The organism is Mesorhizobium sp. M0292, from assembly GCF_040321695.1.
Classification (GTDB): Bacteria; Pseudomonadota; Alphaproteobacteria; order Rhizobiales; family Rhizobiaceae; genus Mesorhizobium.
In genome coordinates, this window is sequence record NZ_JAMYSB010000039.1 from 1 (window position 1) to 12,201 (window position 12,201).

At 64.5% G+C, this 12,201-nt stretch carries 13 protein-coding genes; 11 read left to right on the forward strand and 2 right to left on the reverse strand.

The genetic code is table 11. From position 1 onward, the window contains the following. Positions 1–92: 92 nt before the first annotated feature. Positions 93–860, reverse strand: a complete 768-nt coding sequence (locus tag NKI96_RS31210; RefSeq protein ID WP_352807657.1) for an SDR family NAD(P)-dependent oxidoreductase — start codon at positions 858–860, stop codon at positions 93–95. A gap of 234 nt (positions 861–1,094) precedes the next feature. Between NKI96_RS31210 and NKI96_RS31215 the strand changes: the two genes are divergently transcribed. Together NKI96_RS31215 and NKI96_RS31220 are read left to right on the forward strand one after the other, a co-directional pair. Beyond that, positions 1,095–1,250, forward strand: a complete 156-nt coding sequence (locus NKI96_RS31215; RefSeq protein ID WP_352807658.1) for a hypothetical protein — start codon at positions 1,095–1,097, stop codon at positions 1,248–1,250. Between the two features lie 157 nt (positions 1,251–1,407). Next, positions 1,408–2,364 carry an LLM class flavin-dependent oxidoreductase gene (locus NKI96_RS31220; RefSeq protein WP_023726079.1) on the forward strand — a complete coding sequence of 319 codons (957 nt, stop codon included), beginning with the start codon at positions 1,408–1,410 and terminating at the stop codon, positions 2,362–2,364. Between the two features lie 88 nt (positions 2,365–2,452). Here NKI96_RS31220 and NKI96_RS31225 read toward each other — a convergent pair whose 3' ends face one another. Further along, positions 2,453–3,121, reverse strand: coding sequence for a cysteine hydrolase family protein (locus NKI96_RS31225; protein WP_023831834.1), 669 nt, complete (start codon positions 3,119–3,121; stop codon positions 2,453–2,455). 344 nt (positions 3,122–3,465) lie between these two features. Between NKI96_RS31225 and exbB the strand changes: the two genes are divergently transcribed. The 9 genes from exbB to NKI96_RS31270 all read left to right on the forward strand — a co-directional run bounded on the left by exbB (position 3,466) and on the right by NKI96_RS31270 (position 12,155). Further along, positions 3,466–4,443 carry a tonB-system energizer ExbB gene (gene exbB / locus NKI96_RS31230; protein ID WP_352535935.1) on the forward strand — a complete coding sequence of 326 codons (978 nt, stop codon included), beginning with the start codon at positions 3,466–3,468 and terminating at the stop codon, positions 4,441–4,443. Positions 4,444–4,449: 6 nt separating this feature from the next. Next, positions 4,450–4,908, forward strand: a complete 459-nt coding sequence (exbD, locus tag NKI96_RS31235) for a TonB system transport protein ExbD (protein WP_023698723.1) — start codon at positions 4,450–4,452, stop codon at positions 4,906–4,908. Further along, the gene (locus NKI96_RS31240) at positions 4,905–5,858 is read left to right on the forward strand and encodes an energy transducer TonB (protein ID WP_352807660.1); all 954 of its coding nucleotides are present in this window, start codon (positions 4,905–4,907) and stop codon (positions 5,856–5,858) included. Before exbD ends, NKI96_RS31240 begins: the two co-directional genes overlap by 4 nt. A 171-nt stretch (positions 5,859–6,029) precedes the next feature. Then, positions 6,030–7,124, forward strand: coding sequence for a transporter substrate-binding protein (locus NKI96_RS31245; RefSeq protein ID WP_352807662.1), 1,095 nt, complete (start codon positions 6,030–6,032; stop codon positions 7,122–7,124). Next, positions 7,121–7,735 (forward strand): ANTAR domain-containing response regulator, encoded by a 615-nt coding sequence (locus NKI96_RS31250; protein ID WP_352653433.1) that lies wholly within the window; start codon positions 7,121–7,123, stop codon positions 7,733–7,735. The genes NKI96_RS31245 and NKI96_RS31250 overlap by 4 nt, the downstream gene beginning before the upstream one ends. Then, entirely contained in the window at positions 7,713–8,615 is a 903-nt protein-coding gene (locus tag NKI96_RS31255; protein ID WP_023668590.1) for an ABC transporter permease, read from the forward strand. Before NKI96_RS31250 ends, NKI96_RS31255 begins: the two co-directional genes overlap by 23 nt. 13 nt (positions 8,616–8,628) lie before the next feature. Next, positions 8,629–9,549, forward strand: a complete 921-nt coding sequence (locus NKI96_RS31260) for an ABC transporter permease (RefSeq protein WP_023668591.1) — start codon at positions 8,629–8,631, stop codon at positions 9,547–9,549. Positions 9,550–9,625: 76 nt separating this feature from the next. Further along, entirely contained in the window at positions 9,626–11,221 is a 1,596-nt protein-coding gene (locus NKI96_RS31265; protein WP_502900314.1) for an ABC transporter substrate-binding protein, read from the forward strand. After that, positions 11,211–12,155, forward strand: a complete 945-nt coding sequence (locus tag NKI96_RS31270; RefSeq protein ID WP_023668593.1) for an acetamidase/formamidase family protein — start codon at positions 11,211–11,213, stop codon at positions 12,153–12,155. The genes NKI96_RS31265 and NKI96_RS31270 overlap by 11 nt, the downstream gene beginning before the upstream one ends. Positions 12,156–12,201: the final 46 nt, after the last annotated feature.

Below are 12,201 nucleotides of genomic sequence, written 5' to 3' on the forward strand. Positions count from 1 at the left end.
TTCCCACTAAACGCGGGTACGGCACGAGGTCGGGGGCCCCCCCCCCCCCCCCCCCGGGCGGGGGTCTTGTCAGGGCGCCAAGCCTGGGATACTCACATCGCCGTAAAACCATTATCGACAAACAGATGCGTCCCGTTAACGAAGCTGGACTCATCGCTGGCGAGGTACAGCGCTGCCTTGGCCACTTCCTCAGGCTCACCGATGCGGCCCTGCTGTGCGGCCAATGCGGCGTCCGATACGTCGACGCCGAGCTTGCCGAGATCGGCGACCTCGCGCAGGCCGTGCGGCGTGCGGATGAAGCCGGGACAGACGGCGTTGCAGCGTATGTTGCGGTCGCGGAATTCGACTGCGATGGCGCGCGCGAACATGTGGCAGGCGCCCTTGGTGGTGTCGTAGAGCACCTCCATGGGTGTGGCCGCCACAGCCGAGATCGACGAGGTGCAGACGATCGAACCGCCACCGGCAGCGATCATGCCCGGGAGCACGGCGCGCGTCATCAGGAACATCGAGCGGACATTGACCGCATGCAGCCAGTCCCATTCCTGCACCGTCGTCTCCAGGAACGGCTTTATCACGATGGTGCCAGCATGGTTGAACAACACCGTGGCCGGGCCGAGCCTGGCAGTCACCGCCTTCACTGCGGCCTCGACCTGCGCCTCGTCCGAGACGTCGGCCACCCAGTGTTCGGCGATATGTCCCCGCGCGCGTATCGCCGCCGCAGTGGCTGCCGCCGCCTCGCCATTGCGGTCAATGATCGCCACCTTGGCGCCTTCGGCGGCGAACAATTCCGAGGCCGCTCCGCCCATTCCGGTCGCGCCGCCCGAGATGATTGCAATCTTGCCGGCTAGTCTTGTACCCATGTTCTGTTCCCCGTTCCCGATCGAAATAATCCGCATTTACGCCGGAATGGCGATGCTATCGCCTATGCAGACGTCGGCCAAGCTTGTCGCTCGCTTGTCTCCAACAGGGGGTCTCCCAGCAATGCCAAACCAAATAATAAGGAATACTGAGAAAATCATTCTACATATCTCCAAAAAATAGCACTCGACAAAGTCTACTGATTTTATAGATTAAACCGCAAGACGGAGGTCGATATGTCCTATATCCAGAACGCCGAGACGGACCGCACCAGCCAGAGGCTGGCCAATAGCCAGGCTTTCCGCCCGGCCTATGCCGGCGCTTTCGCCTATCTCGTCTTTGCCATTGCGTTCGTGTTCACCGGGGCAGTCGTGCTCGGCTTGATTCCCTGACCGATCAGGCCGAAAGGGTGGCGACCTAGCGCTTTCAGTGAGTGACCGGAGTTGATGAACCGAACGCGGACGCGCTTTGGCGCTGATGCTTGTTTTTACGCATGTCGTCGCTCAAAACCGGGGGCGACATACATCCAACGTGATGGAGGAGATGGCAATGCCGATCGAGTTCACGCATGTTCCCGGTAAAACGCACGCCGCCGATGCCGGTTCGGCCGTACCGTTCTTCTATGATTTCGTCGAGACGGCGACCAAGCTGTCGCTGATCGAGGATTCCGGCTTCCAGAACATCGTCGTCGACGACCCGGCCGGGCTGTTGACCAATATGGACATCGCCGCCCAGGCGCTGGACCGCACCTCGTCGCTGGAAGTGGTGCTGACGCACTGGGCCGGCGTGATCGCGCCAGCCGTTGCGGCGCGGCAACTGGCGGCGCTCGACGCCAGGAGCGGCGGCCGGCTGGCGCTGAGAATGCTGAGCGAGCCGCTGGATGACGACGATGCCGAGACGCGTCCGGTCGGCCACACCGTGGTCTGGCAGCGCATCGACGAATATCTGGTGCTGCTGAAGCGGCTGTGGTCGAACGACCGGCCCTTCGACCATGAAGGTGCATTCTACAGCATCAAGGGTGGCTATGTGCCGCGCAAGGGGCCGCATGGCGTCGACGTGATCATCCGCATGGGTGGCCAGTCCGGCACCGCGCTCAAGGTCGCCGGCCGCCATGCCGACGTGTTTGAACTCACGGCTGGTTCGCTCGACGAGATCCGCCAGCTGATGGAACGGGCGCGCAGCGCCGCCGCCGAGCATGGCCGCGCCGGCAAGCTGCGTTTTGCGCTTCCGGTCCGGGTCCGCTCGGAGGGTGGCGCCTCTACCGTCGGCCACAAGGCGGTCGAACTTTCCGGACCACCGGCGCAGATCGCCCTGTCGCTGCTGCCCTATGCGGCGCTGGGCATCAGCGAGTTCATGATCGTCGGTGTCGACCGGCCGCGCGAGATCGCCAGCGTCGGCCGCGAGACGATCGCGCTCTTGCGCAACTCGCTGGCACGCCGGGAGGCGGAGGTGCCGCAGCCCGGCGCGTTTGCCTCGCGGGGCGGGTCGGATATTCACGCAGGGTGAATTTGCGGGTGGAATGAAAGCTATTTCGTAGCGTTCCGTCACACACCCCTCTGCCCGGCAGGGCAGAGGGGTGCTGTCCCGCCAGCGTCTAATCACCACTCAGCACTGCCAGCGCCTCCAGCACCGCGCCAGATTCCGTCAGCGCACCAAACACCCCGTCCTCCACCGTCACCATATGCAGCGCCGCGTCATGCGCGTATTGGTCGCCGCTGGCGCAGGCGTCGGCGATGGTCAGGCACTGGAAATTGAGGTCGCAGGCCTCGCGCAGCGTCGTGTGCACGCAGACATCGGTCGTGCAGCCGGAAAAGATCAGATGGGTGATGCCGCGTGCGCGCAGCACAAGCTCCAGATCCGTATAGGTGAAGGCGCTGTTGCAGGTCTTGTCGACGATGATGTCGTGCGGCGCGACGTCGATCTCGGCGACGATCTGAAAGCCGGGGCCGGAGCGCAGCAGCACGTCGGTGCCTTCTAGACCCGCCCGCTTGCGGCGCCATCTCTCGTACGGCGTCATGTCGGCCATGTCGCCGCGATATCCCTGCCTGGTGTGAATGATGGTAAGGCCGGCCGCGCGTGCCGCTGATATCAGTCGGTTGACCGTAGGCAGGATGGCGCGCAGCGGCGCGGGGTCATAACCCTTCCTGGCGAAATAGCCGGTCGGCGAGAGGAAATCCTCCTGCAGGTCGATGACCAGCAGCGCGGTGTTTGCCGGCACCAGCCGGCCGTCATAGGGGAAATCGAACGGTATCGCCTTGATCATCGCAGCCTGCCTCAATTGCTGCTCGGCATCGTGGCCCAGCAACCCTGGGCCGTCCATCCCTCGGTGCGACGACACCAGGTAGACCGATGCCAGGACGATGTGCCGTTGAGACATCGCGCCCACAATCGTCGGCCAAAAAGCCATCTTGTTTGTTGACTACAAAGCTCATGTTTTATAGTCAAGCAGGGGCACTCGGCCGCCTGAATTGTTTCCCAGCGGCGGTGCCGCGTTTGAGAGAAGCCAGAATCCGTGGCTGGAGTTTTCGGGGTCGAGATGGGGGTGTTCCCGCATCCCGTCACCGGCCAGCCGATCGGTTACGTGCAATGACGAAGCGAGGACGAAGCGTGTCCAGAAATGGTTTGTTGGCGGCGCTGGCCGCGGTCATGCTGTCGGCCGGCAGCGCTGCTGCGCAAGAGCAGCCAAACACGCAGCCCAGGGTGACGACGGTGCCCGCTGCAGATCCCCAGTCGGCGCCAACCGTAGTCGAACAGCCCGCACCGGCTGCGCCTGTCGCGCCGGCTTCGCCAACTGCCGGGCAGGCGGCGCCGACCGCGCCCCAGCCGGCAAACCAGCCCGGTGCATCCGCGCAGGCCGAGCCTTCGGCAATATCGCTGACGCTGCCGCACGATCTGTCGCCCTGGGGCATGTTCATGGCCGCCGACATCATCGTCAAGGCGGTGATGATCGGGTTGGCCTTCGCCTCGCTCGTCACCTGGACGGTGTGGCTGGCCAAATCGCTGGAGATTCTCTTCGGCAAGCTCGGCGCCCGGCGCGCTGCGCGCGCCATCGGCAATGCCGCGACACTGCGCCAGGCCGGGCGCTCGCTTGGCAACAATGGCGGCCCCGGTGCGCTTTTGGTGCGGGCAGCCGAGGAAGAGACTGCCCTTTCGGCCGGTGCGCTCGGCCATGTTACCGGCGACGGGCTGAAGGAACGAGTGGCGTCGCGCCTGTCGCGCATCGAGGCGGCGGCGGCGCGGCGCGTGTCGCGCGGCACCGGCGTGCTGGCGACGATCGGCTCGACGGCGCCCTTCGTGGGCTTGTTCGGCACCGTCTGGGGCATCATGAACGCCTTCATCGGCATCTCGCAGGCGCAGACCACCAACCTCGCGGTCGTCGCGCCCGGCATCGCCGAGGCGCTGCTCGCCACGGCGATGGGCCTGGTCGCGGCTATTCCCGCAGTGGTCATCTACAACCTCTTTGCAAGGTCGATAGCGGGCTACCGGCAGATTCTTGCCGATGCCTCGGCCGGGGTCGAACGGCTGGTCAGCCGCGATCTCGATTTCCGCACGGTGCCGCAGGCGCCCGCGCTGGCGGCGGAGTGATGGGCCATGGCGGCTAGAATTCGCGAGGCTATCGATGGCGATCTCGAAGAAAACCACGAGATCAATGTCACCCCGTTCATCGACGTCATCCTGGTGCTGCTGATCATCTTCATGGTCGCTTCCCCCTTGGCGACAGTCGACGTCAATGTTGATCTGCCGGGTTCGACGGCGACGCCAGCACCCCGGCCGGAAACGCCGCTGTTCCTGACGCTGAAGGACGATCTGACGCTGGCGATCGGCAATGACAGCGTGCCGCGCCAGGCTTTCGCCGCGGTGCTCGACGGCAGAACCAAGGGCGACAAGCAGACCCGCATCTTCCTGCGTGCCGACAAGGCGGTCGGTTATGGCGAACTGATGGAGGTGATGAACCTGCTGCGCGGCGCCGGTTATCTGAAGATCGCGCTGGTGGGGCTGGAGACGGTGCCGGCGGACGCATCCGCGGCGCACCCGGGCGCCGCCCCGTGACGCAACTGGCCGCCGCCGCCCCCGCGGCGCCGCGCGCCGGCGTGCGCGAAATTGGCTTGTGGGCGGCTGCGGCCATTGTCATTGTCGGCGCGCATGTCGCGATCGTCTATGCCGTCCAGAGCTTCAGCCTGGCCAACATGGCCGATGGCGGCCCGCCGCCGGCTGTGGCTATCGAGCTGTCGCCGATGATGGTGGCGCCGGCGGTGCAGGAGGACTCGATGGCCGACGTGGTGACGCCCGAGCCGCCGAACCAGATCGAGGAGGCGGTTGCCGAACTCAAGCCCGTCGTGGAGCCCGAGCCCGGTCAGCCGGAGCCGGTCACCGAGAAGACGGAAGCGGTTCAACCCGCCGCTCCGATCGAGACGGCAGCGGCCGAGCAGCCCGATCAATCGCCGCCGCTGGATGAGGTGGTGCCCGACATCGTCCCGACCATAGCGCCGGATGTGGTCATTCCGCCGCCCCAGACCAAGCCGGTGGAGACCACGCCGGTGGAGACCAAGTCGATCGAGAAGGCGAAGAAGGCTGCCGAAAAACCCAAGCCGAAAGCAAAGAAAGAGAAGAAGGAAAAGGCCGCGCCGGCGAAAGCGGTCGTGACCGCCAGTGTCGATCAAAAGGCAGTGGCGAAGGCGTCGGCGCCAAAGGCTTCGCAATCGAGTGGATCATCAGTCAGTGCAAGCAAATGGAACTCCCAGCTGATCGGATGGATCAATCGGCACAAGCGCTACCCGAGCGCGGCAAGGTCGCGGCGCGCCGTGGGTACCGCAAATGTGACCTTCGTCGTCAGCGCTTCGGGCAAGGTGACCTCCGTCCGGCTGACACGATCTTCGGGGGACGCCGATCTCGATCGCGCCGCGCTCGGCATTCTGCAGGGTGCGACGGTGCCCGCGCCACCGGCTGAGAAGGCCGGGACGGCTGTCGTGGCGCCTTTGATGTTCACGCTGCGGAACTAGAATCAGTCGGACAAGGCCGATCCCATGACCACGTACTTTCCCGCTTGACTGACCCGCCGGACCGAATACGCTAGCGCAAAATACCGGCCTTGGTCGCCGGGCGGCAAATATGCCTCGCATGCCTCGCCCTCCGGCGCTGGCTGCGGGGCATTGTCATTTCTGAGGATCGGTTTGAAACGGCGTATCGAGATCGGCATCCTGTATTCCCGTTCGGGCAGCTACCAGCTGGTCTCCGATGCGTGCCGGATGGGCGCCATGCGCGCCATCGCCGACATCAATGCCGATCGGAGCTATGGCATCGAACTGGTTCCGGTCGAGCGCGATCCGCAAAGTAATGCCGATCGCTACGCGACTTTGTGCGAGGACATTTTCAGGACCAGCAGCGCGCGCCATGTCGTCGGTTGCGTCACCTCGTGGAGCCGCAAGGAAACCATCCCGGTGCTGGAGAAGGCCGGCGGCATGCTCTGGTATGCCTGCCCCTATGAAGGGTTCGAGGCCAACGAGCATGTCGTCTACATGCACGCCTGCCCCAACCAGCACCTGGTTCCGCTGATGGCGCATGTCGTGCCGCGTTTCGGCGCCAACGGCTTCCTGCTCGGCTCGAACTACATTTGGGGCTGGGAGATGAACCGCGTGGCGCGCGACCTGATCGCGGATGCCGGCGGCAAAGTGCTGGGCGAGCGCTATCTGCGCATCGGCGAGACTGACGTGTCGCGGCTCATCGCGGAAATCCGGGCGACGAGGCCGAGCTTCATCCTCAACAATTTGATCGGCACCTCATCCTACGCCTTCCTGGCGGCTTACCGCGAGTTGGGCGATAAGGATGCGGCATTCAGGCCGGAAAACTGCCCCGTCATCTCCTGCAACCTCACCGAAGGCGAGTTGCCGGCGATCGGCGAGACAGGGAAAGGGCATCTGTCGGTCGGGCCCTATTTCGCGCCCCGGCCGGCTGCCTTCGCTTCGTCCTTCGAGGCCTCGGCCTATGCCTCGGTGCAGGTGATGGCCGACGTGCTGTCGCGCGACACTGATGCCGGCCCGGCGGAATTTTCCAAAGCCTTCGCCGAGCGGCGCTTCTCGACCCGGCTCGGGCCGATCGCCATCGACGCACATTCCCAGCACGCGACGCTGCCGGTGATCATCGGCCGGATCGCCGATGGCTTCTTCGAGGTCGTCAGCCAGGAGGATGAGGTCGCGCCGGATCCATATCTGTCGCGCTACGACCCCGCCAAGACATTCGGCCGTCCGCGCCTGAGAGTGGTGTCATGACCCGGACGCGCATCCCCAATCTCGGCGGCGCGCGGGCTTTCATCCTGCATCGCCCGCATCCGACGGTGCAGGCAATCACCAGGCAATTGTCGGCCATCGGCCTGGCTACGATCGACTGCTGGCCGGAATTGCCGCCGGAAGCTCTCGCCGCCGATTTCGTCTTCTTCGATGCCGATCTCGGTTTCGACGAGCAATTCCCGTGGAAGCCGGGCGAGGCGCCGATGCCGCTGGTGGCGCTGATCGGTTCCGAGGCGCCGGGGCGTATCGAATGGGCGCTGTCGCACAAGGCCGATGCGCAGCTGCTGAAGCCGGTCGGCAATGCCGGCGTCTACAGCGCTCTGTTGATCGCGAGACAGAGTTTCGAGGCCCGAAAACATTTAGCCGGCGAGATAGCGTCGCTGCGCCAGCGCGTCGCCGAGCGCCAGACCATCGTGCGCGCGGTGACGGCCTTGTCGAAAGGCAGCGACGACGAGCGCGCCTATGCGCAGCTGCGTTCGCTGGCGATGAGCTGGCAGATCAGCGTCGAGGATGCCGCGCGTCGGATCGTGGGAATGACAAGCGAGGAAGCGACGGGGGAAGAAGGCGGCGATGACCAGTCCCATCGCGCCTGATCTACCGGTGCGCATGCCGGCAAAACCGCGCGCCGGTGTCTGGCGCCGGCTGGTGAAACGCCGCCTCGCGCTGCTCGGCCTGGTCATCGTCGCCATTGTCCTTGCCGGCGCTGTGCTGGCGCCCCGGCTGACCGGCTATGACCCCAACGAGCAGATGTTCGACGGCCTGACCATCGAGGGCTCGCCGCTGCCGCCCAGCGCCCAGTACTGGCTCGGCACCGACCTGCTCGGACGTGACCTCTTGACCCGCATCCTCTACGGCGCCCGCACCTCGCTGATCATCGGCATCGTCGCCAATGGCGTGGCGCTTTTGATCGGCACTTTGGTGGGCGTCACCGCGGGCTATTTCCGCGGCTGGATCGGCAGCGCGCTGATGCGCTTCACCGATCTGATGATGGCGTTCCCGGCGCTGCTGCTCGCCATCTGCCTGGCGGCAGTGTTTCAGCCCAGCCTGTGGATCGTCGCCATGGTCATCGCGCTGGTCAACTGGGTGCAGACGGCGCGTGTCATCTACACCGAGACATCGTCGCTGGCCGAACGCGAGTTCATCGACGCCGAGCGCAGCATCGGGGCGAGTGCGCCGCGCATCCTGTTTCGCCACATCCTGCCGCATCTCCTGCCCACCATCATCGTCTGGGGCACGCTCGGCATCTCCACCACGGTACTGCTGGAGGCGACGCTTTCCTTCCTCGGCATCGGCGTGCAGCCGCCGACGGCGTCGTGGGGCAACATCATTTTCGAGAACCAGACCTATTTCCAGGCCGCGCCCTGGCTGGTGTTCTTCCCCGGCGCCGCAATCCTGGCGTTGGCGCTGGCCTTCAATCTGATCGGCGACGCGCTGCGCGACATCCTCGATCCGACGCAAAGGGGCCGGGAATAATGGGGGGCCGGTCATGATCGCCTATCTCGGCCGCCGGCTGATCCAGTCGCTGCTCATCCTGCTTGGCGTCTCGCTGATCACTTTTGCGCTGCTCTACCTCTTGCCGGCCGACCCGGTGCGGCAGATCGCCGGCCGCAGTGCTACGCCGCAGACCGTGGAAAACATCCGCCAGCAGCTCGGCCTGGACCAGCCTTTCGTCGTCCAGTATTGGCACTACCTGACGAAGCTAATCAGCGGCGATCTCGGCCGCTCCTACATCCAGCGCTCGGAGGTTACCGAGCTCATCGTCTCGCGGCTGCCGGCCAGCCTGCTTTTGATGGTGGGCGCCATATTGTGCGAGTTGCTGATCGGTCTAAGCATGGGGCTGATCGCCGCCGTCAAGCGCGGCTCCGCCACCGACCAGACCCTGATGGTGGCCTCCTTCGTCGGCGTCTCGGCGCCGCAATTCGTCGTCGGCTTATTGCTGCTCTACGTCTTTGCCGTGCGGCTAAGCTGGTTTCCGATCGGCGGCTACGGCACATGGCGCCATCTGGTGCTGCCGTCGTTGACCATGGGCGTACTCGGCGCCGGCTGGTATGCGCGCATGATGCGCTCGTCGATGATAGACGTCCTGCGCCAGGATTATGTCCGCACGGCGCGGGCCAAGGGCCTGGCGCGCAGCGCCATCATATTCCGCCACGCACTGCCGAATGCCATCCTGCCGGTCATCGCCATGATCGGCATCGACATCGGCATCTTCATGGGCGGCATCGTCGTCGTCGAAAGCGTGTTCGGCTGGCCCGGCATCGGTCAGCTGGCGTGGCAGGCGATCCAGCGCGTCGACATTCCGATCATCATGGGCGTCACGCTGGTGTCGGCCTTCGCCATCGTGCTCGGCAATCTGCTCGCCGACATCATCGCGCCGTTCATCGATCCCCGCATCAAGCTCAGATGAAAATGAAACAGAGAAAGGGAACACAACAATGAAAAAGTTTCTCGCATCCACAGTCGCGGCATCCGCCTTGGCCCTCATGCTCGGCATGACAAGCGTCCGCGCCGAAGACACGGTCGATCCCAACGCCAAGCAAGGCGGCGCCATCACCATCACCTACAAGGACGATGTTGCGACCCTCGATCCGGCGATCGGCTATGACTGGCAGAACTGGTCGATGATCAAGAGCCTGTTCGATGGGCTGATGGATTACGAGCCAGGCACCACCAATTTGAAGCCCGATCTGGCAGAAAGCTACGAGATTTCGCCCGACGGCCAGACCTTTACCTTCAAGCTGCGCCATGGCGTGAAATTCCACAATGGCCGCGAGATGACGGCCGACGACGTGAAATATTCGCTCGACCGCGTCACCAATCCGAAGACGCAGAGCCCCGGCGCCGGCTTCTTCGGCTCGATCAAGGGCTATGACGATGTCGCTGCCGGCAAGGCCGAAGGCCTTTCCGGCGTCACCGTCGTCGATCCCTACACGGTGAAGTTCGAGCTGACCCGGCCCGACGCCACCTTCCTGCATGTCATGGCCATCAATTTCGCCCATGTCGTGCCGAAGGAAGAGGTCGAGAAATATGGCGCCGATTTCGGCAAGCATCCGGTAGGCACCGGCGCCTTCAAGCTCGCCGAGTGGACACTCGGCCAACGCATCGTCTTCGAGCGCAATGCGGATTACTGGCACAAGGGCCTGCCGCATCTCGACAAGATCACCTTCGAGATCGGCCAGGAACCGATCGTGGCGCTGCTGCGCTTGCAGAAGGGCGAGATCGATGTGCCCGGCGACGGCATTCCGCCGGCAAAATTCCAGGAGGTGATGGCCGATCCCGAGCAGAAGGCGCGCGTCGTCGAAGGCGGTCAGCTGCACACCGGCTACGTCACCATGAACACCACCATGGCGCCGTTCGACAATGTGAAGGTGCGTCAGGCCGTCAACATGGCGCTCAACAAGGCGCGCATCATCCAGATCATCAACGGCCGCGCCGTGCCGGCCAACCAGCCGCTGCCGCCGTCGATGCCGGGCTACGACAAGGAATACAAAGGTTATCCCTATGACGTAGCCAAGGCCAAGGCGCTGCTGGCCGAGGCCGGTCATCCCGATGGTTTCGACACGCAGCTGTTCGCCATGAACACCGATCCCAACCCGCGCATTGCCCAGGCGATCCAGCAGGACCTGGCGGTCATCGGCATCAAGGCCAGCATCCAGTCGCTGGCGCAGGCCAATGTCATCGCCGCCGGCGGTGACAAGGCCGGCGCGCCGATGATCTGGTCGGGCGGCATGGCCTGGATCGCCGACTTCCCCGATCCGTCGAATTTCTACGGCCCGATCCTCGGCTGCGCCGGCGCGGTGCCGGGCGGCTGGAACTGGTCGTGGTACTGCAATAAGGACCTCGACGCCAAGGCGGCCGAGGCGGATTCTGTGGTCGACCCGGCAAAGGCCGGCGAACGCGACAAGATGTGGAGCGCCATCTACGACAAGGTGATGGAAGACGCGCCCTGGGCGCCGGTCTTCAACGAACAGCGCTTCACCATGAAATCCGCCCGAATGGGCGGCGCCGACAACCTCTATGTCGACCCGGTCCATATCCCGATCAACTATGACAATGTGTACGTAAAAGATGTGCAATAGCTGCGACTACACCATCCATGGGCGCCATCACCATTTCGGCTGGGACAATTCCTTTGTCCCGGCCGAGCGGGTGGCGCCCGGCGCGACCATCGAGTTCCAGTGCCTCGATGCCGCCGGCGGCCAGCTGAACGCCGACAGCACGGTCGCCGAAATCGTCAAGCTCGACTTCGCCGGGGTCAACCCGGTGACCGGGCCGATCTTCGTCGAGGGCGCCGAGCCGGGTGACGCGCTCAAGGTGACGATCGAGATGTTCAAACCGTCCGGCTTCGGTTGGACGGCGAACATTCCCGGTTTCGGCCTGCTCGCCGATGACTTCACGGAACCGGCGCTGAACATCTGGAAATACGATGCAGCCGCGCTCGAACCGGCGCTGTTCGGGAAAAACGCGCGCGTGCCACTGAAGCCGTTCGCCGGCACCATCGGCAATGCGCCGGCTGAGATGGGGCTTCACTCGGTGGTGCCGCCACGGCGGGTCGGCGGCAATCTCGACATCCGCGATCTCGCTGCCGGCACGACGCTCTATCTGCCGGTTGAGGTGGCCGGCGCGCTGTTCTCGGTCGGCGATACGCACGCCGCACAAGGCGATGGCGAGGTCTGCGGCACGGCGATCGAGAGCCCGATGGACGTCGTGCTCAAGCTCGACCTTGTCAAGGACGCCAGGCTGAAGACGCCGCGCTTCACCACGCCGGGCCCGGTGACGCGCCATCTCGACGCCAAGGGTTACGAGGTGACGACGGGGATTGGGCCGGATCTGATGGCGGGCGCGAAGGAGGCGGTGGCGCAGATGGTCGATCTGCTCGCTGGGCGTTACCAGATCGATCCGGTCGAGGCCTATATGCTGGCCTCGGTGTGTGGTGATCTGCGCATCAGCGAGATCGTCGACATGCCGAACTGGGTGGTGTCGTTCTATTTTCCGCGTTGCGTGTTTGAATGATGTCAGGTCGGCGCTGCACCCCCACCCCGCTGCTTCGCAGCGACCC